Source organism: Dyadobacter sp. UC 10 (genome assembly GCF_008369915.1).
GTDB lineage: Bacteria > Bacteroidota > Bacteroidia > Cytophagales > Spirosomataceae > Dyadobacter.
Genome location: NZ_VSRN01000001.1, coordinates 3,064,588 through 3,087,938 on the forward strand (window position 1 = coordinate 3,064,588; position 23,351 = coordinate 3,087,938).

The window sequence follows — 23,351 nt, forward strand, 5'->3', positions numbered from 1 at the left end:
ATTGCATTCAGACCACGAAACCAATTTATCATTCTGAATCGGGTAGTTTAAGCTTGTATTTTGACGATGATACAGTCCTTGCACCAAATATGATGATCATAATCACTGAGTTACGTTTTTTTGTACTTAACAATTAGATAACATTACAGAAATCTGGGAGTAATGTAGCCGACCTAGTTTTGTGCCAGAAAATTATTCTGACACAACATGACATCAAGACTTTTAACATTCATCCTCCTCTTTATCACGGCCTCCGCGGCCTTTGCACAAACGGGTTCCATCAAAGGGACGATCGTTGACGCTCAATCCAAAGAACCGGTAATCGGCGCAAGTGTAGTACTTAAAGGCAGCACCCCGCCAGTCGGCGCTTCATCCGACATCGAAGGTAAATTCGAATTGCCAGGCATTCCAACCGGAAAGCAAACTGTGGTAGTAACCTACGTTTCTTACAAAGCCAAGGAAATCGAAGTTACGGTTTATCCAAATCAGACAGTTTTAATCAACTCTACACTAGAAGAAGACGTTGCCAACCTGACAGAAGTGAAAATCGTTGGCCAGCGCCAGACTTTTACAGACGTTTCGGTGATCACTGAGATCAAAAAAGCGGAGCAGATTGCTGTTGGTATTTCTGCGCAGCAAATCCAGCGGTCACAGGACAGAGATGCTTCGCAGGTGATCCGCCGCGTGCCAGGAGTGTCTATTCAGGACGACCGGTTCGTTATTATTCGTGGCTTAAATGAGCGTTACAATACCGTAATGCTGAATGATGCGATCACACCTTCGACGGAGGTGGACGTTAAATCCTTCTCGTTTGATCTGATCCCGAGCTCGGCGATCGACAGAATGCTGATCTATAAATCGGGAGCGCCAGAGCTTCCGGGAGAATTTGCCGGCGGGGTCATTAAAATTTACACCAAAACCATCCCTGATGCAAATGGTTTTACAGTAGCTATTTCACCAGGTTTCAGGGCCGGTACCACTTTCAGCAGTGTGCTGGATTACAGGGGTTCATCACTGGACTGGACCGGTTTTGGCGCAGGAGATCGGAAGCTTCCTTCTTCATTCCCAACTCTCAGACAAACTAATGCCAGCCAGCCATCGGAAGCAACATTCAATGCATTCCGTAACCTGCCGAAGTTTGTAGATACGTATACCAAAACCGTAGCGCCGGATATACGGTTGTCGCTGGGTTATAATAACAGCATGGATCTGGGAAGTATGCGTCTGACAACATTCAATAACATCAGTTATACGAATGCAAACCAGGTTACGCCTACGAACCAATTCCGTTATCTGGCATTTGATACAAACACACAGGAATCGCAAATTGAAACCAGCTACAATGATCAGTTTTACGGGCAAAATACGCGGTTGGGTGTGATGTCAAACTGGGCATTGATTTTTAATCCGCAACATAAAATCGAATTCCGGAATCTTTTCAACCAGCTGAGCAGCAAGGAAACAACTTTCCGTCAGGGGTTCAGCCGCGATAACGAACGCGATGTGCAGAACTATGCTTTCCGTTATGAATCAAAAAGCATTTATACAGGGCAGCTGAGCGGTACGCACGAAATGTCGGAAGCGACCACCTTGAAATGGACCGGTGCATTTGGTTATACGAACCGTGACGAGCCCGATTTCAGACGATTTGTAACGAGTCGTAATATAGGTACAAATGATCCTTTCACGGTAGAAGTAGTGCCAGGAAGCAACGCGAGTTTGACACGTGGTGCGCGTTTCTATTCGTCTCTTAAAGAACTTGCATCTTCTTTCCGTGTGGACGGTGAGCATCGTATTGAACGCAGCGGATATGAGGGAGAGGAAAATATGCAGATCAAACTGCGCGCCGGTTTGTTTGGAGAATATAAGGACAGAAAGTTTGCGGCGCGCTGGTTTAATGTCAACAATCCGGGCGGGGTACCTGCTGAGATTATGAGATTGCCGGCTGAGCAATTATTCAGTGCTGAGAACATTGCTGCTGGCAGGCTTCACTATGGAGAAAGAACCAATACCGATGATAAATATAATGCTCAAAATACGCTTCTGGCAGCGTATATCGGGTCCTATATTCCTTTCACGACAAAATTCAATGGTTCATTCGGTGTGCGGGCAGAGCATAACCGCCAGCAGCTGCAAAGTCAATATCGTGGACTTGGCGACCGTGTGGATGTAAATAATCCGATCTTACGGTTTTTACCATCAGCCAACCTTGCCTACAATTTTACGGAAAAATCATTATTGCGTCTGGCTTACACTATGTCTCTCAACAGGCCTGAATTTAGAGAGCTGGCGCCATTTAATTACTACGACTTCACATTCGACGTCTCTCGTGTAGGTAACCCAAATTTGAAAACGCCGACCATACAAAATCTGGACCTTCGATATGAATTTTATCCAAGTGAGGGAGAAGTTATATCTGTTGCAGGTTTTTATAAACATTTTAAAAACCCGATTGAAACCAGGGTCAGATATTCGGGATCAAACGTTACTTTCTCGGTTGACAATGCCAAAGAAGCCTATGCAGTAGGAGGGGAAGTCGAAGTAAGAAAATCATTGAAAAACCTGACTTCTTCTTCATTGGTGGATAACCTGACGCTTGTACTGAATGCGTCTGTGATCAAAAGTGATGTACTGACAGGCTTCGCAGGGCAAGAAGAAAATCGCCAGTTGCAGGGACAATCGCCTTACCTGATCAATACAGGTCTTTATTATAATGATGTAAACAGAGGCTGGCAGGTAAACTTGCTATATAATGTCGTTGGGAAGAGGATATTCCTTGTAGGCGATAAAGAAGTGCAGCCTACCGTTTACGAGCTTCCCCGCAACGTGCTTGACCTCAATATTATCAAAGCGCTGGGTCCTCACCTGGAACTTAAGGCAGGTATTCAGGACATCCTCAATCAAAAATTCAGGTTAATGCAGGATAGCAACCTGGACGGCGAGATTACTGACATCGATGAGTCTTACCAATCCTTCCGCCGCGGATCCTACACAACGGTTGGTATTTCGTATAAATTCTAATCACCATAGCAACTAATTAAAAAGTAAATCAAACAAATCGTTTTATGAAAAAGTTAAGTAGTCTATTTAACATCCTGATGCTTGGATTGTTGTTGACAGGATTTTCTGCCTGTAAGGACGATCCGGAACCAGAAGAGGAAATTGTAGTTCCGTCCGAAATGGTAACTGTAAAGGGTAGTATTGCAACTAACACAACCTGGACAGCGGACAAGCAATATCTGATCACAGGTTTTGTATATGTTGAAGACGGCGCAACGCTGACAATCCAACCTGGAACAATCATCAAAGGTGATAAGGATTCAAAAGGAGCACTTTTTATCAAAAGAGGTGCTAAGATCATGGCGGTTGGGACGGCAACGCAGCCGATCGTTTTTACATCCAACGAAGCAGCAGGTTCAAGGAAAGCTGGTGACTGGGGAGGATTGGTAATCCTTGGAAAAGCACCGGTGAACAAGACTCCGGCCGTAGTTGAAGGTGAAGACAAAACTGAATTCGGTGGAACAGAGGTTGCCGACAATTCCGGTGAGCTGAAATATGTTCGTATTGAATTTGCCGGGATCGCTTATCAGTCTAACCAGGAAATCAATAGCCTTACCATGGGCGGTGTTGGTTCAGGAACCAAAATCGAGTACGTTCAATGCTCATTCGGCGGTGACGATTCTTTCGAGTGGTTTGGTGGAACTGTAAATGCAAAACACCTGATCGCTTACCGTGGTCTTGATGACGATTTCGATACGGATAACGGATTTAGCGGATTGGTACAATATGGTTTGGTTCTTCGCGATCCGGGCGTTGCTGACCAGGCCGGTGATTCAAATGCATTCGAATCAGATAACGATTCAGATGGAACGACCGCAACTCCCCAAACTGCCGGGAAATTCGCAAACATCACAGTAGCTATGGCTGACGGAGAACCGAATGGTAAATTTGCTTCTGGCGCAAGGATTCGTCGTAACTCTGCTATTTCTATCTATAACAGCGTGTTTACTGGTGCATGGCCTCGTTCAGGTGTTCGTATTCATGATGCAAGTACCCTGACAAACTACACAAGTGGCTTACTGAAACTGGAAGGTGTTCATGTGGCTTTGTCAGGAACACAATCAAATGGCGCAGTGGAAGGTCCTACTGCTGCTCAGTTCACTGCAGGTGCCAAGAACAGCGTTGCGGCTGTTGCAAGCCTTCTGTTGCCAGCCGGATTTAATTCAATCACTGCAAAGCCAGCATTATTGCCACAAGCAGGTTCTCCTTTGTTGACCGGCGGAGCAACTTTGCCAGCCGGATTTGATGCAACTGCTTATGCTGGTGCGTTCAGCACAACTGACTGGACTGAGGGATGGGCTAACTTCGATCCTCAGAACACAGATTACTCTTTGAAGAAATAATAGTTCTTATATAATTGGTGTCAGAATTTAAAAAGGCCGGAAACGTATGTCTCCGGTCTTTTTTGTTATGTAAAACCGCCGTTTACTATTCAACAATTCCTTGTCCCTTTTCGGCGCTAAAATTGTCGAGATCGTGTACAAAACCGTTGATCACGGCATATTTAATCTTACCATCTTTTTTCAGGATAAAAGTGGCTGTATTGCCAAGCCCCGGCGTACCCGACGGAGCGGCCTGGCCGCTTCTTAATATATGTAACGGGGTCGTGGTAAAATAAAGCCCGAGTGCGCGTGTATTCGAGTCAGCTGCAAGCCGCACGTAAGTATAACCCTGGCGCAGCAGGTCCAATGCATTCAGTTTACTGATCTCGCTCACATTCTTGTAAGCCGTCGGGTAAACTTTTCCTTTTTCGATCGTATACCCTTTCGCGTCGAGCTCCTGGCTTCCGTATTGCGGGTGCAGGTCGCCGAAATCTTCTATTTTACTATAATAAAAAAACTTGGTCGCGTTGGAATAGCTTACCTCGTTCCGGTTAATGCCCAGATCGGCGGTAAATGATTTACCTGACTGCCTTACTGTTGCATTCCTCACTACTAAATCGTAAACCCAGCGGCCGTTTTCAGGTATTTTATAATAATCTTCCCGGTTTTCTTTGGTCAAAGAGTTGTCAGCAATCTTACCTAGCGCAGACAATATCGCCATAAAATTGAGCTGACGGATATATTGTTTTTCAGGATCGCCTACATATCCCCCCGATTCGATCAATACCAAAGTTGTCCCCCATTTCTGAACATTATCTCCAAAGCCGCGCGGCTCATGATCGTCGGAATACCTGGCTACCTGTCCGGGAATGTAGTTTTGCAGGATCCTGTTCATTCCCACGATCAGCTGCATCGAACGCTGACGCACGTCATTAATAGACAATTCGTAATCATATGAGGTGGCCAAAAATGAAATGGTAGCCACTTTCGGGCTGCGGCCGGCCGAATACCTCGGGCTCTGATCGTGCAGATTGAATCCGTAATCCGGTTTCAGTCTGTCTACCAATCCTTTTAATATCATCGCCTCCGGGGTTTGTCTGGCTGCGGCGTCGCGGTTCATGTCAATACCCTGCATGGTCCGGCGCTGGTAGCGTTCTGCGCCGTCGGGATTGAGCATTGGGACGAAATACAGGGTCGTTTTTTCGAGCAGCTCTTTGCGGAAACTATCAAAGCCGTCGTTTTTTCCTTCCAGGAAATTAAACATATCAAAGCTGGCCATGGTAGCGGTCGGTTCGTCGCCGTGCATTTGTGTCCAGAGCAGTACTTTTTTCTTGCCGGTACCAATTTTCAACATTTGGATAGTGCGCCCTTCGAACGATTCTCCCACTTTTTCGATGGTATACATTGGATTTCCCTGTCTCCTGGAAATCAATGGAAGAATGTCTTTTTGCTTGAAGCGCCGCTGTGTCAATGCAGCATCTTTGAACGTAGGGTGTGCTTTGAAAAGCTTTTGGGCCAGATCGTCCGACTGCGCCATGGATTGAGAGGTAGCCAATGTGATCAGGAAAAAAAATAGTCGTGAAAAAAATAGTTCCATGATGGTAAAAAGCCATTTTGCAACCGCAAGGTACTGAAATCTCTAAGCAAATTTTAATGCAATTTTTACTTGACGGCTGCCGGTGTTTACATTTTTTGCTTACATTTGTCCCATGATAATCGCTGAAACATATCATCATTTTCATCATAGCCGTGAGGCTTTCGGTCGTCTTGGGTGATATGTTTTTGCAAGTAGTGTTGTAATAAGGTTGAATACATAGTATCCCCAGAAGCCCGGTTTTTTAATCGGGCTTTTTTTGTTCTTTTCTCAATATCGAAACTGGATGAAAACTGTAATCATCAAGTATAATGCAGGTAATGTGCAGTCGGTCATGTACGCGCTCGACAGACTGGGCGCGGGGTATATTTACACGGATGACGTAGCCGAAATTACATCTGCTGATAAAGTCATTTTTCCCGGCGTGGGTGAGGCGAGCACAACGATGAGCTACCTGCGGAAAACCGGTCTGGACAAAGTAATCCCCGTGTTAAAACAACCAGTGTTCGGTACATGCGTGGGAATGCAGCTGATGTGCAGGTATTCGGAAGAAAACGATACGGAATGCATGGGGATATTCGATGTAGATGTAAAAATATTTCCGACCGATTCCGGCATGAAAGTGCCGCACATGGGATGGAATAATATATTTGACTATAAAACCCCGCTTACTGAGGCTATTCCCGAAAGTGCGTTTATGTATTTCGTACACAGTTACGCGGCGCCAGTTTGTGAATATACCGTCGCTACGTGCGATTATGCGTTTCCGTTTAGTGCGATGCTGCACCGGGATAATTTTTATGCAGCACAATTCCACTGTGAGATCAGCGGCGATGCGGGGCAGCAGATTATCGAGAATTTTTTGAATTTAAAATCCTAAATACCTGACCATAAATGATCGAAATAATACCGGCTATTGATCTGATTGAAGGAAAGTGTGTACGCCTTACACAAGGCGATTACGGGCAAAAAAAAATATATAATGAGAATCCGCTGGAAGTTGCAATGCAATTTGAGGATGCAGGACTGAAACGGTTGCATTTGGTAGATCTGGACGGGGCAAAGGCCAAAAAGGTCGTCAACTGGAAATTATTGGAAAGTATTGCTTCCAAAACTTCGCTGCATATTGATTTTGGCGGCGGCGTTCAATCGGACGATGATTTGCGGGTCGTTTTTGAAAGCGGCGCGAAGCAGGTGACCGGGGGCAGTATTGCCGTGAAAAACCCTGAGCTATTTCATCATTGGCTGCAAACCTACGGCGGGGATAAGATCATATTGGGCGCTGACGCAAAAAATGAAAAGATCGCTGTGAGCGGCTGGGAGGAAGGCACTGCGATCTGGGTGTATGATTTTGTGGAAGAATATGTGGAAAAAGGAGTGAAATATACGATCAGCACCGACGTAGCGAAAGACGGTTTGTTACAGGGACCTTCATTTGACCTTTATAAAAATCTACAGGACAAATGCCCCGATCTTAACATTATTGCCAGCGGAGGTATCAGTGGGATTGAAGACGTGGAGAAATTGGCCGAAATGAATATCTACGGAGTAATTATCGGGAAGGCGATTTATGAAAACAGGATCAGCCTACCTGAACTTATGCGTTTTTCAGCCTGAAATTATGCTAACAAAAAGAATAATCCCCTGCCTGGACGTCAAAGACGGGCGAACTGTAAAAGGGGTCAATTTTGTGAATCTGCGGGATGCGGGTGATGCCGTGGAGCTGGGCGCATTGTATGCGGCACAGGGTGCTGATGAACTTGTTTACCTCGATATTACGGCCACGATCGACGGCCGCTCGACATTTATTGAGCTCGTGAAGAGGGTAGCGCAGACGATCAACATCCCTTTTACTGTCGGAGGCGGGATTTCCTCGATTGCCGACGTTTCCGCACTACTGCATGCAGGAGCTGATAAAGTATCTATTAATTCAGCCGCTGTCCGCAATCCTGACCTGATCAACGAACTTTCTCTTGAATTTGGCAGTCAATGCATTGTAGTCGCGATCGATACGCGTTATATAGACACTGAAAACGGAAAGGAGCATATCGTTCACACGCACGGAGGCCGCAAAGCTACCGAACTCCGGACGATCCCGTGGGCAAAGGAAGTGGAAGAGCGAGGGGCCGGTGAATTGTTGCTGACCTCGATGGACACCGACGGTACAAAGAACGGTTTCGCACTGGAGCTCACGGCTACGGTCTCAGGTAATGCCAATATCCCGGTGATCGCCTCGGGCGGTGCAGGAAATATGGGGCATTTTTACGATGTTTTTACAATAGGAAAGGCTGATGCGGGGCTGGCGGCAAGCATTTTTCATTTTCGGGAAATTGATATACCCGATCTGAAAGACTATTTAAACAGCAAGCAGCTTCCAATCAGATTAACCAGATAACCAGGACGAAATGAGCGATAACTTTTCTACGATTGATTTTGAAAAATCGGCCGATGGGCTGGTACCGGTAATTATCCAGGATTTTCATACCGACAAAGTGCTGATGCTCGGTTATATGAATGCGGAAGCACTGGAAAAGACCAGACTGGAAGGCACAGTTACGTTTTTCAGCAGGAGCAAGCAGCGGTTGTGGACGAAGGGCGAAACCTCCGGAAATTTTCTTTTTATAAACGAGATTATCGCCGACTGTGACGGAGATACGCTGTTGATCAAAGCTACTCCGGCGGGGCCGACTTGTCACACAGGTGCGGATACCTGTTTTGGGGAAAAAAATAGTCAGGATGCCCGAATCGGGGAGGCGTTTTTTCTCAACTATCTTCAAAAGAAAGTGATCAGGGAAAGAAAATTAAATCCTACCGAGGAGTCCTATACCAGTAGCCTTTTCAAGAGAGGAATTAATAAAATAGCGCAAAAGGTAGGGGAGGAAGCGGTTGAAGTTGTGATCGAGGCAAAGGATAATGATACCGAGCTTTTCAAGAACGAAGTGTCCGATTTGCTGTTCCACCTTTTGGTCCTTTTGGAAGAAAAAAACATTGACTTAGATGAGGTAATTGACGTACTTCGTAGCCGTCACCAATAAATGCATATGGTATGAAATTACTCCTACGACTTGTAATCAGTACTTTGGCAGTGCTGGTAGGTGCCCATTTAATTCCAGGTGTTTCTGTTGAAAGTTTTACGACCGCTATCGTTGTAGCGATCGTTCTGGGGATCCTCAATACATTTCTTAAGCCGGTCCTGCAGATACTCGCACTCCCCATTACGATTTTGACGCTCGGACTGTTCTATTTTGTCGTTAATGTTTTCATTATTTACCTGGCCAGCTTTATGGTAGATGGATTTTACGTGAGTAACTTCTTTTCTGCCCTTTTCTTCGGCCTGGTCGTTTCTGTTGTTTCAGCTATTCTTGGTATGTTTTTGGACTAGTGTTAAGTATAAGGCCTGCAAATAGGGTCGAAAATGGATACACATGATTTGATAACTACCTGATTATGCTTAGCCAAATAGAGGAAATTAAAGACACGCTTTTTAAATATTTCGAGACCAGGATCGACTTATTTAAGATTGAGACGAGGGACAAGATCGAGCGCGCCGTTGTGATGGCAATTTATGGGGCTCTGGTGTTATGCATTGCCCTGACAGTGCTGATATTAGTTGTAATTTTAATAGGGACTTTCCTGAACAAGTGGCTGGACAGTGACTATCTGGGGTACCTGATCCTGCTTGGAGTATTTGTTATCAAGTTGATTATCTGGATAGTATGGAAAGAAAACTTTATCCGCATGATACGTTCGATTATCGTCCGCTTTTTAAAGGATAAGGAGGAATAAAGGTTTCCAGGTCTATTTTAAGAAATAAATTAGCCCGATTTGCTATTTTTGGGTTCTATTGAATCCTTAGGGCACCATTAAACAGAAATGAAATGAGTACTCCAATAGATTCTTCGGTCAAGATTACCAAGCCATTTTCATCTGACACGGATAAGGACAAGCAGGACCTGTTACTGGATGCTGATATTTATCGTGACAAACTGGAAAACCAGTGGAGCGAACTGAAAACCGACGCCACTGAATATGGGAAAAAGGCTCTGGTAATTGGCGGTGTAGTAGCCACTACTTTTGTCGTGATGAATGCTTTCCTGCCCAAATCGAAAAAAGATCGGGAAAAGGAGGCCGCAAAAAATAGGAATGAAGACGTCCAGGAAAACCAGTTGCACCTGATAAGTGAGGAAAGGTTGAAGAAGGAAAAGAGACAGTCGCAGGTTGGGCAGGCAGTTCAAAGTCTGGCCTGGACACTGGCTGTGGCCTGGGCTCGCCAGAAGCTGAAGCATATCATTGAAGACGAACGAAAAACTGAATGAAAACAGCGAATCATCAAATCGCAGACCTCCTTTCGATGCGTAAAATAGAGAAAAGGAAATCGTTTGCTGTTCTCTTAGACCCAGATAAAGTTAATCTTTCTACTTTTCCGAAATTCCTCGAATATGCGGCAGGTCACGGTGTTGACTTCTTTTTCGTTGGCGGAAGTCTGATTACCAACTACGCCATTGATAAGCTCATCTCCGCAATTCACGAGCATACAGATATTCCTGCCATTCTTTTTCCCGGCAGCAGCTTACACATTGACCCGTCTGCGGATGCAATTTTACTACTATCATTAATTTCAGGTCGTAACGCAGACTTGTTGATCGGGCAGCATGTAATCGCAGCGCCCTTGTTGAAACGAAGCGGCATTGAAGTATTGCCGACTGGATATATGCTGGTTGAAAGTGGCAGGCTTACCACAGTTTCTTACATAAGCGGTACCACGCCACTGCCCCGTGATAAGGCTGGCATAGTTGCTTGTACTGCACTGGCCGGCGAATACCTGGGCTTAAAGCACATGTTCCTTGATGCAGGAAGTGGTGCGCAGTTTCCCGTTCCCTGTGAAATTATAGCAGCTGTCCGTGCGGCAGTGGATACGCCGATTATCGTCGGCGGCGGAATCAATTCCTTCGAAATGGCGGATATTGCCCTGGGCGCAGGTGCTGACGTGATAGTCGTTGGAAACGGGATAGAGCAGAACCCCGAACTCCTTCCTGAAATCGCACAATGTGTCGATAGTTATAACCGTAAGCTGGAAAGTGTTTGATGTATGATTGAATTTATTGGATTTAAATAAGTGATTTAAGTTTTTTCTAAGGAATTTTTAAGTTCTTGGAAAAATACAATGTCAAAATTTAGGAATATCCAGTTTAATCGTATTACCTTTGCATCGAACCTTAATTACACCCAAGAAATGAAAAAATTCTTTGCATTTGCGTTTGTTGCCGGGATGGTAGCTTTCGCTTCTTGTACTAGCAAGCCAGCTGACGAATCTGCTGACACTACTGCTGTAACTGTTGAAACTCCGATGGTAGATACTACTGCGGTTGATACAATGGCTTCTGATACAGCAGCTGCTGATTCAATCAAGTAATCAGACGTACAAGTCGAAATTTTGAAAAGCCCTATGAAAATAGGGCTTTTCTTTTTTTATTTAAGGGATGAAAAGTACCTCTTTCCGCTTGCATGTTCCTTCTGCCGCCAGTGAATATTGCGACTGGCTTTTTAGCAATCACAAGTTCGTTTTCCTATTGTCCCGCCCACGCCGTACCAGGTTGGGAGATTTCACCGTAAAACCGGGATTAATCCCAAAAATTACCGTCAACGCCAATCTGAATCCTTACAGTTTCCTCATCACTTACCTGCACGAGGTAGCGCATTGTGTGGTTCATTATAAATATAAAGGAAGGCTCAAAAAACGCGTTGCTCCGCACGGACAGGAGTGGAAGCATGAGTTTGGTGTTCTTTTACAGCCTGTCCTGACCGAAAGTGTTTTTCCGAAAGACATTCTCGTACACTTAGTTCGTTATTCAAAAAATCCTACAGCTTCGACGGGAGGAGATCAGTTGCTGTTCAATGCGCTCAGAAAATATGACGATCAGGCAGCGAATATCGGAAGGGTTTTGCTTGCTCAGTTGCATGAAGGATCAAATTTCGTGTTTCAAAACAGGACTTTTACCCGCGGAATTTTGAGAAGAACGCGGATACTTTGTACAGATAAGGCGTCTCAGCGCCTTTATACAATACCAGCCCATGCATTGGTGGAAGCGTGCTGACATTTTGAGGTGTTTGATTCTCCCTGTCTTTTTTTACCTGGGCGCTTCGTTTTCTTTTCTCTCCGCCCAATCAATTTTGTCAGAAGGTACCTGGTTTAAAATTGCTGTTACGCAAACCGGTGTCTGCAAAATAGACCACGCACTTTTGCGTCAAATGGGCGTGGAAACTGCTCAGGTAAATCCCTCTCTGCTTCGGATTTTTGGTACCGGTGGCGAGATGTTGCCCCAATCAAATGCGGATCAAAACAGCGGCAGGCTTGTTGAGAGCGCCATTTTAGTGCAGGGAGAGCAGGATGGTAAATTTGATGCTGGCGATGCGATTTACTTTTATGCGGAGTCACCTCACGTTGTTCTCTACGACTCAGCCAGTTCAAAACTGTACCATCAGCTGAATTACTATTCCGACACAAGCTACTATTACCTCACTTTCGGTCAAAAAGCAGGGCTCAGGATAAAGAATGCTGATCAGGCTTCGGCTTCTGGAAACGTCATCAGCCAGTTCGATGATTATTGGTACCACGAGCAGGAACTCAGCAATCTGCTCAAATCAGGCCGCGATTGGTGGGGCGAATATATAGGAAATACAGCGCTTAATATAGAGGCTGAGATTTCCAGTGTAGTTCCCGGATCGCGTATGATATTCACAGGCTCGGCGATAGGAGCTGCTCAGGTCCGAACCCGTTTTAGCTGGCAACTGAATGCTGAAAATCTGGGCGAAACTTCGATCGGTACGGTCGGTGCCGGAACTTACGATGTAAAAGCATTAAGGTCTGACTTTACTCATATTTTTAACGCTTCGGCGACGCCAACTAGAATTTTCAGGCTAGGTGTTATCCATGACAAAAACGGGCAAAGCGCTGCACCTGGCTATCTGAATTTTCTGGCATTGCAGGTCAAGCGCGAGTTACGTTTTTTTGACAGGCAGCAGATCTACCATTTTGCTTCACAAGCTGCCGGCATCGCTACTTATCGATTTGCTGGCTCACCAGCCGGTAGCATACTCTGGGATATCAGCAATAGTGAAGCGCCTTTATCCATCTCCAATCAGGGAACTTCCGGTGATTTTTTGTTCAATCGGGAAGTACGGAGAAAATTGGCAAAATATATCAGCTTCAGACCTGAGCAGGCGATCGAGCCTTCAGGCTGGCAGCAAATAGCAAATCAGGATATAATCTCCCTCGACACGCCCGATCTGCTAGTAGTCACATCCGCGACCTGGCAGTCGGAGGCAGAGCGCTTGGCCGCCTTGCGGGCCAATAAAAATGGTTTGAAAACCGCAGTGGTCACTTCCCGGCAGATATATAATGAATATGCAGGAGGGAAGCCGGACGTTACTGCAATCCGAAACTATGTCAGGCATTTGTATCAAAAAACGCCGGGGAAACTTAAATACCTGCTGCTATTTGGCGATGCTACTTATGATTATAAAAATCTTTTAAAAAATCAATCTGCCGCTCAGCTGGATAACTGGATACCCGTTTACGAAAGCCGGGAGTCGCTAAATCCGGTCTATACTTACTCCTCAGACGACTATTTTGGTTTTATGGAAGCTGATGAAGGCGAGTGGGAGGAGTCGGCGGCAGGCGACCATATACTGAATATCGGAGTCGGTCGGCTGCCTGTTAAAACGATTGGCGAGGCGAAAACAGTAGTCGACAAACTGATCCGATATGAAACGCTTCGTACGAATGGCAACTGGAAAAATCGGGTGCAATTTATAGCGGACGATGGCGACGGGAATATTCACCAGCGGCACGCCGACCAACTGGCCGGCCTCGTTCAGAATGACCTGTTTCCGGAACGTATTTTTATAGATGAATATCCGCAATTAACAACCGATGCAGGGCAGAAATCACCCGCCGTGAATGCAAGGATCAGGAAGGGAATTGATGAGGGCACGTTGATAATCAATTACACCGGGCACGGAGGCGTGGGCGGCTGGGCAGAGGAACAGGTGCTGACGCTGACCGATATGCTCAGCGCCAGGGGGATGAATAATTTGCCTTTACTTTTTACTGCTACCTGCGATTTCGGAAGATATGACGATCCGGGGGCTGTGTCTGGTGCAGAAACAATGGTACTTAGCCCAAAAGGCGCTGCAATTGGCGCGATCAGTACCACGAGGCCTGTCTTTTCGAGTACCAACTTCACTCTGAGCAAAGCATTTTATGAAGCACTTATTCAGAAGAATCCCGGAAGACGAATGGGTGATTTTTTTAAAGAAACTAAAAACAGAGCACTTGTCGGGAGCTTGAACCGCAACTTTACTTTGCTGGGCGATCCTTCCATGAGGCTGGCGGCCGGACAGAAAGGCATTCGATGGTCTCCGGTTGCAGACACGCTACGCGCTTTACAAAAGGTTACATTAACAGGTCAGATTTTCGACAAAGGAAATAATGAGGTGGACAAGAATTTTCAGGGAAAAGCCAGGGTCATTATTTACGACAAGCCTGTGTCGTTCGAAACGCTTGGAAGTGAAGGTAATAGTGAAAAATATTCTGAATTTCGCAGCAGGTTGTTTGACGGGGACGTAACGGTTAAAGAGGGGAGCTTCATTTGTCAGTTTGTGGTGCCCAAAGACATAGATTACAGATATGGTATTGGAAGGGCAAGTATTTACGCGATCAGTGCCGACAGTGCTGCCGATGCCTCCGGGCAGCTGCCGGTGATCGTGGGAGGCAGTGCTTCCGTATTTGCGGATAAAACGCCTCCAAAAGTGGTAGGATATATTAACAATGACGCATTCAAAGATGGTGACAATGTCAGTACATCCTCGGTATTTTATGCCCGGGTGGGCGATGAAAGCGGCATTAACTTGTCAAGAGCGGGGATTGGGCATGATATGACGCTAACGATCAATGACACGTTGACGATAATACTCAATGATTACTTCACAGCCGATCTCGACGATTACCAATCAGGGACAATCCGTTTTCCGTTGGATAATTTACCTGCCGGTAGCTATAATGTTCGCCTAAAAGTATGGGACACATATACTAACTTTTCGGAAATATCGTTCGGATTTCAAGTGGTTGAACCCCGGGGTATCAAACTCAATGCCCTGAAATTATTTCCTAATCCTTTTCAATCGGATCTGTCATTTGAACTTAACCATAGTCGTGCAAATGAAGACGTAGAGTTAATTTTAAATATTCTGTTGAGTAACGGGCAGCGTTTGGGAACTTTTAAATGGCAATATTATAATAGCGAGGCGACTATTTCACAATCGCTTGATCCCAGGCAGTTGGGCAGCAGGATTCCCTTGAATATCCCACTTGTTTATCAGTTGTTGATACGATCACTAAAAGATAGTACCTTCGACCAAAAGTCGGGCAGGTTGATACGCTCCCGATAATATAATAAAACTTAGTACTTTTTTTAGTAATAACTATCTTTCATTGTATTTTTGACCCTTTAAAAGAAGCTGATACAAAGCACTTCCTATCGCAAATCCAATTTCTATGAAACTTTTTTTTGGTACTTTTTCCCTTTTATCTATTCTCACACTGAGCACAGTCTCCGCTCAACAAGACTCAGTAAGGATTCCCGCTTCACCACTTACTTTTTTAACATTTGCACCTGACGCAAGAAGCGCCGCGATGGGAGAAGCCGGAGTGGCATCAAGTCCGGACGCTAACGCGACTTACTGGAATGCCGCCAAACTTCCTTATAACACCAAGGATTTCGGGATATCTGCTTCGTACACGCCCTGGCTCAGAGATTTGGTGAGTGATATGTGGCTGGGCTACTTGTCAGCTTATAAAAAGTTGGGAGACAACCAGGCAGTGGCATTCTCGGTTAACTATTTCAACAATGGAGAGCTGGATCTCCGGGATGCGGTAGGTACGCAGATGGGTTATTTCAATTCAAGGGAGCTGGCGATCAACGGAACATATTCGCGTCAGTTAGGCAAAAACTTCTCAATGGGTTTGACTTTGAAATATATATCGTCAAACCTTGCCGGCGATGCTGTAATTAAGAACATATCATTGAGCCCTGCTCGTGTTGCAGCTGGCGATATCAGTGCTTACTACCGCAAAGAGCTTAAAAATGAAGATACCGGAAGCGAACTGACCTGGTCGTTGGGCGCGGTGCTTTCCAACCTGGGAGGTAAAATCAATTATGGCTCAGGGACAGATACTGAAAACTTTATTCCCACTAACCTGCGCGTCGGTGCCGGTTTGTCGTACTCTGGCGATGGCAGGAACAAATTCAATTTCATTGTTGACGCTTACAAATTAATGGTACCGACACCGGATGGTACAAACTACAATGCGAGGCCACTATTAAAAGGTGTTTTTGGATCATTCTCCGATGCACCGGACGGATTCAAGGAAGAAATGCAGGAAGTGGCAATATCAGCCGGAGCTGAATACTGGTACAACAATATCTTCGCCCTGAGAGCTGGTTATCACGGGGAAAACAAATTCAAAAACGGAAACAGATTCTTTACAGCCGGTGCAGGTATTCGTTTTATGGACAGATATGCAGTCGACTTTGCTTATCTTTTCCCGGTTGCTCAAACCAGCCCGCTGGCTAATACACTCCGCATTACGCTTTCAATGAGCCTCAATAAAGCAGAGAGGCTTGACGTAAACGACACTGAGAACTAACCAGCTATTATTATATTTAATTTTTTCGGAGCGAATGGCGTTATTGCAACGTCATTCGTTTTTTATTTATCCCGCTGCAATGCTACTCGACCGCTCCATCGCCCCAGATTTCAAGGTTATCAGTTCTATCAACTTGCCAGATGCTCAGACACATACGCTCGATAACGGTATTCTGCTCCATGTGATCAACATTGGCGATCAGCCTGTAATCCGCATTGAATGCATTTTTGAAGCCGGGAATTGGTATGAAAAAGAAATCGGAGCGTCTTATTTCGCTATAAAAATGCTTTCTGAAGGTACGAGCAGGCTCGGCTCGGCAGAGATAAGTGAAGCATTTGACCGGCTTGGGGCTTTTACCGAGATGATGCATACGCCGGATCGTATAGGAATCGTCGTTTATTGTCTTTCCAGGTTTTTGACGGAGGTATTGCCACTGGTGAGCCAGCTTATTCAACAGGCCGCAATTCCTGAAAAGGAGCTGAGCGAGTTGAGGAACATTACGCTCCAAAACCTTAAAGTCAACAAAGAGAAGAATGCATACCTTGCCACAACGGAGTTCAGGGCACGTCTTTTCGGCACGGATCATCCTTACGGACAGAGCCAGGACGAAGCGCATATTGAAGGACTGTCGCGGGATGCAATCCTGGAACATTATAATCAATTTATAAAACATGGTAGGTTTACCGTGGTTCTGGCAGGCCAGATATCAGGAGCGGACGTTAACCTTGTAAATCGGACATTCGGCAAAAGTCAGATAGGAGCGCATCAGGCGAAGCCGGCATTCCTGATCAAATCGTCCTATCAGGGGCAGGAGGCTGTGATCGAAAAGGCTGATAGTGTGCAGTCGTCAATCAGGATGGGAAGGGTTTTATTTAACCGCCATCATGAAGATTACTTTAAAATGCTGGTAGCCAATGAGATCTTGGGAGGGTATTTTGGTTCGAGGTTGATGAAGAATATTCGTGAGGAAAAAGGGCTGACTTACGGGATTTCGTCGCACGTTGCTACTTTACGTAATGCCGGCTATTTTATGATCGGTACCGATGTAAAGAAAGAATTTACTGAATTGACAATTGAAGAAATAAAGAAAGAGATCAATAAGCTTCAAACCGAGCGTGTGGGGGAAGAAGAGCTTACTACGGTGAAGAATTTCATGGCGGGCGAATTTGCCGGTTCACTCAATACCGCATTCGAAGTCGCCGACCGTCAGAAAGTTCTGCTTTTGGATGGGTTACCTGCCGATTTTTTCAATCATTATATCGATCGGATCCAGGCTGTTACCAGCGAGGAAATTCAGCAAATGGCGAATTTGTATTTGAAGCCGGAAGATATGATCATTGTGGTTGCGGGCGGAAAGTAGATGTTAATTTGCTTGGTCCAGCGCTTCTTTATAAGCTTTCAGGCAGCGTTCCCGAGCGAATTTGTGGTCAACCATAGGTTCCGGGTATTCGGCTGTCCCGAATTCAGGAACCCATTTTTTGATATATTCACCTTTCGGGTCAAATCTTTCAGCCTGGGCAGTTGGATTGAAAATCCGGAAATAGGGTGCGGCGTCCGTGCCTGAACCGGCTGCCCATTGCCAGCCTCCGTTATTTGCAGCGAGGTCGTAGTCCAGCAATTTTTCTGCAAAATAAGCTTCACCCAGTCGCCAGTCTATCAGCAGGTGTTTGGATAAAAAGCTGGCGGTGACCATTCTCACCCGGTTATGCATAAAGCCGATCGCATTAAGCTGCCGCATACCTGCATCCACCAACGGATAGCCTGTTTTTCCTTCGCACCAGGTCTTAAAATCATCTTTATCGTAACGCCATTTGATGTGATCATAAGCGCTGCGAAATGCCTTTCCGTTTCCAACTTCGGGAAAGTTCGCCAGGATCTGCTGGTAAAAGTCGCGCCAGATAAGCTCATTCAAAAAAACATTGCTGTGTTCCTTAGCCTTGCGCGCTAGTTGGCGGATACTTACCGTGCCAAAACGAAGATGGATGCCTATTCTGCTGGTCGCTTCCTTAGCCGGAAAGTCCCGCGCTTCGGCATAATTTCCCAAAAGCTCCTCGCTGACTTTTGCTGAAGGGAAATCATAATGTGAATACTCAAAACCCATTTCCTTTAAAGAAGGAATAGTGGGGCCGTACCATTTCAGAAGGTTTTTTAAGTACTTTCTGGAAGGATAAGAAGAAAGAAAAAAGTCGTTGCTTTTTTCTTTCCACGCCCGGCTGTACGGTGTAAATACAGTGTAGGGTGAATTTTGACCTGAGAGAATTTCTTTTTTCTCAAAAATTACCTGATCCTTGCAGATTTTAAAGACGGTATCTTTCTTTTTTAAAATATTGTAAACTTCCCGGTCGCGCTCGGTGGCGTAGGGTTCGTAATCGGTATTGGTATATACTTCCGCAATATTGTATTCATCGCTCAGCTGTTTCCAGATTTTCAAAGGAAATCCGTAATGTACCAGTAAATCGGCATCCCTTAATCTTAGGTCTTTTCTAATATTCTCAATCTCCTGAAAGATAAAGGTCACACGCGGATCTTCCTTATTTTCGAGGTCGTCGAGGATATTTTTATCAAAAATAAAGAGCGGGACAACAGGATAACCTGACTTCAATGCATAGTAAAGCCCTGCATTGTCATCGAGCCGCAGATCGCGGCGCAGCCAGAATATCGCTATTTTCTCTTTTTTTGGCAGGCTCATGAAATCTTGAAAATGTAATCGGTTGGGCAGCGTACGAATAAATATGAAGTAACTATATTTACCCCATAATGTTGCCGGAACAATACATTAAAAAATCCGGCCAAAGCATCAAATATAACCTTTATACCCAGCATGAAACTACAATTGACTATCCTTTTCAGCCTGCTCTGCCTTGCAGCGTCCGCTCAGAAGCCTGCGGACAAACAGGAATGGAAGCAGCTTTTTAACGGCAAAAACCTGGACGGATGGGATATCAAGATCCGTGGTTATGAGCTGAATGATAACTACAAAAATACATTCCGGGTAGAGGATGGAAAAATGATCGTCAGGTATGATCAATATGATGATTTCAAACAAAAGTACGGGCACATTTTCTATAAGGGCGATTTTTCATATTACCGCATTGCAGTTGAATACCGTTTTGTAGGCGAGCAGGCGCCGAAAGGAGAGGGCTGGGCCTGGCGGAACAGTGGCATTATGGTACACGGCCAACCAGCTGCAACAATGGGCAAAGACCAGGATTTTCCGGCTTCAATTGAAGTTCAGTTGTTGGGTGGAAATGACAAGGTCCGCACTACCTGTAACCTGTGTACGCCTGGAACCAATGTAGTAATGGACGGGAAGCTGATTACGAAGCATTGCGTTAATTCTACTTCAAAAACTTACAATGGAGATCAGTGGGTGAAAGCCGAAGTACTTGTTTTGGGCGATTCTCTGATTCAGCATTTCGTTAATGGTGAGAAGGTATTGGAATACAACAAACCGCAGCTTGGAGGAGGAAATGTAAGCGGAAACGATCCGTCGCTGATGATAGCAGGGAAATTGCTTGATCACGGTTCAATATCGCTGCAAAGCGAAAGCCACCCCGTCGAGTTCAGAAAAGTAGAAGTACTTGAATTAATAGGTTGCATGGACCCGAAAGCTACCAATTACAAATCCTATTATGTGAAAGCGGATAATGGGAAGTGTAGTTATGGGAAGAGGTAGGTAGCTGTTAGCTGGTCGCTATTAGCTAACAGCCATTAGGTTTTAGCTTTCAAAGAGGAAGAAATTTTACTAGTGACGTACTCTATTAAAAATCCGTAAAAAATAGAATTGAAAATAAGGCCAGGCAAGAATAACACTTCTGACAACCAACTGACCGTCTTTTCATCAATGAAGCTGGAAACATATCCTAGAACTGGGTGGGAAGGAAAGCGCAGGACGAAATAAACTGTGTTGAGTAAATTGGCAAATTGAAGATTGTGCTCAGTTCGTCCATCATTTATCAAAGTCTGATAAAGTGCGAAGAGAGTTATCAGGAAAATGATAACCGTGATAACGATAAATCTATAATGACGGAAAATCCTGGTAGCCATGAATTGGATTGGGGAGGGAAATTTTAATTCGTATGTAGTTTTTAGCTTAACATTGATGCCAGGCGAGCTATAGCGAGTTCCAGGAAAAAGCCGTATAAAATAGCATTGATTAGCAAACTAGGAAAGAATAGCACAGAGGCCAGATCAGCGCCGCTCTTATAACTGCTCAAATAATCTATAAGTAGAAAAGCCGGATAGCGCAATATCAAGAACATGTCTGCTACTGAATTGAAAAAGACACTATCTCCCAAAGTACCTTCTTCTCTTGCCCAAGCGTTCAATAGTGAAAATAGAATAATGAGAAAGACTATTGTTGTCACTACATAAAACCTACTTCGATTGAAGTGCCCGAGCGTCATTGATTTTCATCATTTAAATAACAAAACAAAAGAGGTTACCAGTAAATGGCAACCTCTTTTGTTTCTTAACTATTTTTCGGCTTTCTAGTCATTATTCAAAGGTATTGGCTGTTAGCTAAAACCTAAAACCTAATGGCTAACAGCTAAACAGCCAAATACCTACAACCGCACAATCTCCGCCCCAATCGCATTCAACCTTGTATCAATGTTCTGATACCCACGGTCTATCTGCTCTATATTATCGATAATACTTACCCCTTTTGCTGACATAGCAGCGATCAGCAATGCTACTCCAGCCCGAATGTCCGGTGAAGTCATGCGGATTCCTCTGAGTTGCGTTTCGCGGTTATGACCGATTACAGTTGCCCTGTGCGGATCACAAAGAATGATCTGCGCGCCCATCTCAATCAGTTTATCCACAAAAAACAGCCGGCTTTCGAACATTTTCTGGTGAACAAGTACAGTTCCCTGCGCCTGTGTGGCAGTTACCAGGATAATGCTTAGCAAATCTGGCGTGAAACCTGGCCAGGGCGCATCAGCGACGGATAGCGTAGAGCCGTCAAGGTAGTTTTCAATACGGTAATTTTCCTGTGCAGGAATAAAAATATCGTCTCCGCGAAATTCCATTTGAATTCCCAGCCGCTGAAAAACGTCAGGAATAATGCCCAATTGAGGTATTTGGCAATTTTTGATCGTGATTTCCGATTTCGTCATGGCAGCCAGACCGATAAAGCTGCCGATCTCGATCATGTCCGGCAGCATCGTGTGTTCCGTTCCCCTCAGTTCGCTCACACCTTCTACGACCAGCAAGTTCGAGGCAATGCCTGAGATTTTAGCGCCCATCCTGTTCAGCATTTTACAAAGCTGCTGCAGGTAGGGTTCGCAGGCGGCGTTGTAAATTGTTGTAGTACCTTCGGCCATCACCGCTGCCATTAAAACATTGGCTGTGCCGGTTACCGAAGCTTCATCCAAAAGCATGTAAGCGCCTTTGAGATTGGCGGCGTCTACTTTATAAAATCCACCATCTTCTTCGTCGTAGCTGAACTGTGCTCCCAATTTTTCAAAACCCAAAAAGTGGGTATCCAATCTTCTGCGGCCGATTTTATCTCCACCGGGGCGGGGAATGCGGCCCTTTCGGAAACGGGCAAGCATAGGGCCCAGCAGCATCACCGAACCACGAAGTGCAGCGGCTTTCTGACGGAACGAATCTGATTCGAGGTAGTCAAGGTTAATTTCACTTGCCTCAAACCGGACAGAGCTTTCGCTTAATCTGGTACATCTTACTCCGAGGTCGCCCAGCAGATTGATGAGCTGATTGACGTCCCTGATATTGGGGATATTATGAATGGTAACAGGTTCTTTGGTCAGAAGTACGGCGCAAATTATCTGAAGCGCTTCGTTTTTGGCGCCCTGGGGTACGATCTCTCCCTTGAGACGTTTGTCTCCGGTTATTTTAAATGAAGCCATGATTGGTATGTGCGGTTGCAGAATATTTTACGATCCGGAAATTAAATCCCGGATTTCTTGCGGTTATTGCGGTTGTTACCGTTGCGGCCAGAGAATTTGTTTGGCCTGTTCCGGTTGGGGTTACCCTGGTTATTCCCCCCCTGCCGCTCAGAATTGTGGTTGGCTTGTGCTTTGAAGCTTCCCCCCTGGTGGTTACCACGGTTCCTTTCCTGGCCACCACTATTGTTATTGCGGTCTTTCGGAGCAGCATCGACCGGGCCATTCTGGCGGATGTAGTCAATTTCTTCTTTCAGCGCACCTTTACTCAGTTGTTCCAGCTGGCCAAGCAATACATTGTCTTCCGGGTTATCTTTATTCCAGGCATTAAAAAACGAGCGCATCAGCCTGAAGATGTAGGAAACGAATGCGAGCTTGTCTTCTTTATTTTCTGTTTGAATGGCTTTTTCAAGCAACAGCTCAATATTCTTGCCGTAATGACGGTAGGTCAGATTTTGCTGGTTGTAGCCGACTTTCAATGGTTTTTTGCCGAGCGCTTCTTTGGAAGGCGGGGGGAAAGGGCTGTCAACGTCAAGTTCGAAGCCGGAGATAATGTACAGATCGTCCCACAACTTGTTGGTGTAATCCTGATTGTCCCGCATGTTCGGGTGTATCTGCCGCATTAGTTCGATCAGGATGTGCGCGTAAAGGTTGCGTTTCGCCTTATCCTCCATCTTAACGATGTGGTCGGCAAGCTTTTGTACGTTACTACCGTATTCTTTCAAGACAATGAATCATTTATGTAAAGGACAAAAATA

20 protein-coding genes are annotated in these 23,351 nt (G+C 45.3%); 16 read left to right on the plus strand and 4 right to left on the minus strand.

The window, feature by feature from the left end; translation table 11 throughout:
- Positions 1-207: 207 nt before the first annotated feature.
- Positions 208-3,021 (plus strand): TonB-dependent receptor, encoded by a 2,814-nt coding sequence (locus tag FXO21_RS12665; protein WP_149640413.1) that lies wholly within the window; start codon positions 208-210, stop codon positions 3,019-3,021.
- Positions 3,022-3,065: 44 nt separating this feature from the next.
- Entirely contained in the window at positions 3,066-4,403 is a 1,338-nt protein-coding gene (locus FXO21_RS12670) for a T9SS C-terminal target domain-containing protein (protein ID WP_149640414.1), read from the plus strand.
- Positions 4,404-4,488: 85 nt separating this feature from the next.
- On the opposite strand, the gene FXO21_RS12675 is transcribed toward FXO21_RS12670, so the two are convergent.
- Positions 4,489-5,979 carry a M14 family zinc carboxypeptidase gene (locus FXO21_RS12675; RefSeq protein WP_149640415.1) on the minus strand — a complete coding sequence of 497 codons (1,491 nt, stop codon included), beginning with the start codon at positions 5,977-5,979 and terminating at the stop codon, positions 4,489-4,491.
- Positions 5,980-6,262: 283 nt separating this feature from the next.
- Between FXO21_RS12675 and hisH the strand changes: the two genes are divergently transcribed.
- From hisH to FXO21_RS12740, 13 genes are all read left to right on the plus strand, one after another.
- Positions 6,263-6,856 carry an imidazole glycerol phosphate synthase subunit HisH gene (hisH, locus tag FXO21_RS12680; protein WP_149640416.1) on the plus strand — a complete coding sequence of 198 codons (594 nt, stop codon included), beginning with the start codon at positions 6,263-6,265 and terminating at the stop codon, positions 6,854-6,856.
- 14 nt (positions 6,857-6,870) lie between these two features.
- Positions 6,871-7,593, plus strand: a complete 723-nt coding sequence (gene hisA / locus FXO21_RS12685; RefSeq protein ID WP_149640417.1) for a 1-(5-phosphoribosyl)-5-[(5-phosphoribosylamino)methylideneamino]imidazole-4-carboxamide isomerase — start codon at positions 6,871-6,873, stop codon at positions 7,591-7,593.
- A 4-nt stretch (positions 7,594-7,597) separates the two neighbouring features.
- Positions 7,598-8,371 carry an imidazole glycerol phosphate synthase subunit HisF gene (gene hisF / locus FXO21_RS12690; protein ID WP_149640418.1) on the plus strand — a complete coding sequence of 258 codons (774 nt, stop codon included), beginning with the start codon at positions 7,598-7,600 and terminating at the stop codon, positions 8,369-8,371.
- Positions 8,372-8,381: 10 nt separating this feature from the next.
- Positions 8,382-9,011 carry a bifunctional phosphoribosyl-AMP cyclohydrolase/phosphoribosyl-ATP diphosphatase HisIE gene (gene hisIE, locus FXO21_RS12695; RefSeq protein ID WP_149640419.1) on the plus strand — a complete coding sequence of 210 codons (630 nt, stop codon included), beginning with the start codon at positions 8,382-8,384 and terminating at the stop codon, positions 9,009-9,011.
- Between the two features lie 11 nt (positions 9,012-9,022).
- Positions 9,023-9,358, plus strand: a complete 336-nt coding sequence (locus FXO21_RS12700) for a phage holin family protein (RefSeq protein ID WP_149640420.1) — start codon at positions 9,023-9,025, stop codon at positions 9,356-9,358.
- A gap of 65 nt (positions 9,359-9,423) precedes the next feature.
- Positions 9,424-9,762 carry a phage holin family protein gene (locus FXO21_RS12705; RefSeq protein ID WP_149640421.1) on the plus strand — a complete coding sequence of 113 codons (339 nt, stop codon included), beginning with the start codon at positions 9,424-9,426 and terminating at the stop codon, positions 9,760-9,762.
- A gap of 92 nt (positions 9,763-9,854) precedes the next feature.
- Complete coding sequence (locus FXO21_RS12710) at positions 9,855-10,292, plus strand: hypothetical protein (RefSeq protein WP_149640422.1); 438 nt, start codon at positions 9,855-9,857, stop codon at positions 10,290-10,292.
- Positions 10,289-11,062, plus strand: coding sequence for a phosphoglycerol geranylgeranyltransferase (locus tag FXO21_RS12715; RefSeq protein ID WP_149640423.1), 774 nt, complete (start codon positions 10,289-10,291; stop codon positions 11,060-11,062). The genes FXO21_RS12710 and FXO21_RS12715 overlap by 4 nt, the downstream gene beginning before the upstream one ends.
- A 147-nt stretch (positions 11,063-11,209) precedes the next feature.
- Positions 11,210-11,389 (plus strand): PG1828 family lipoprotein, encoded by a 180-nt coding sequence (locus FXO21_RS12720; RefSeq protein WP_149640424.1) that lies wholly within the window; start codon positions 11,210-11,212, stop codon positions 11,387-11,389.
- A 67-nt stretch (positions 11,390-11,456) separates the two neighbouring features.
- Complete coding sequence (locus FXO21_RS12725; protein ID WP_149640425.1) at positions 11,457-12,071, plus strand: SprT family zinc-dependent metalloprotease; 615 nt, start codon at positions 11,457-11,459, stop codon at positions 12,069-12,071.
- Complete coding sequence (gene porU, locus FXO21_RS12730) at positions 12,049-15,426, plus strand: type IX secretion system sortase PorU (protein ID WP_149640426.1); 3,378 nt, start codon at positions 12,049-12,051, stop codon at positions 15,424-15,426. Before FXO21_RS12725 ends, porU begins: the two co-directional genes overlap by 23 nt.
- Positions 15,427-15,532: 106 nt before the next feature.
- Positions 15,533-16,684 carry a type IX secretion system outer membrane channel protein PorV gene (gene porV / locus FXO21_RS12735; protein ID WP_149640427.1) on the plus strand — a complete coding sequence of 384 codons (1,152 nt, stop codon included), beginning with the start codon at positions 15,533-15,535 and terminating at the stop codon, positions 16,682-16,684.
- 79 nt (positions 16,685-16,763) lie between these two features.
- The gene (locus FXO21_RS12740; protein ID WP_149643482.1) at positions 16,764-18,044 is read left to right on the plus strand and encodes a M16 family metallopeptidase; all 1,281 of its coding nucleotides are present in this window, start codon (positions 16,764-16,766) and stop codon (positions 18,042-18,044) included.
- A 3-nt stretch (positions 18,045-18,047) separates the two neighbouring features.
- Here the strand turns inward: FXO21_RS12740 and FXO21_RS12745 are convergent, their stop codons facing one another.
- Positions 18,048-19,373 (minus strand): cryptochrome/photolyase family protein, encoded by a 1,326-nt coding sequence (locus FXO21_RS12745; protein ID WP_149640428.1) that lies wholly within the window; start codon positions 19,371-19,373, stop codon positions 18,048-18,050.
- A 132-nt stretch (positions 19,374-19,505) separates the two neighbouring features.
- On the opposite strand from FXO21_RS12745, the gene FXO21_RS12750 reads away from it, so the two are divergent.
- Positions 19,506-20,360 (plus strand): 3-keto-disaccharide hydrolase, encoded by an 855-nt coding sequence (locus tag FXO21_RS12750; protein ID WP_149640429.1) that lies wholly within the window; start codon positions 19,506-19,508, stop codon positions 20,358-20,360.
- An 889-nt stretch (positions 20,361-21,249) separates the two neighbouring features.
- Here the strand turns inward: FXO21_RS12750 and murA are convergent.
- Positions 21,250-22,557: a UDP-N-acetylglucosamine 1-carboxyvinyltransferase gene (gene murA / locus FXO21_RS12755; protein ID WP_149640430.1), complete on the minus strand. Its 1,308-nt coding sequence runs from the start codon at positions 22,555-22,557 to the stop codon at positions 21,250-21,252.
- Between the two features lie 41 nt (positions 22,558-22,598).
- On the minus strand, positions 22,599-23,318 hold the full coding sequence (locus tag FXO21_RS12760; RefSeq protein WP_149640431.1) for a DUF4290 domain-containing protein: 720 nt from the start codon (positions 23,316-23,318) through the stop codon (positions 22,599-22,601).
- Positions 23,319-23,351: the final 33 nt, after the last annotated feature.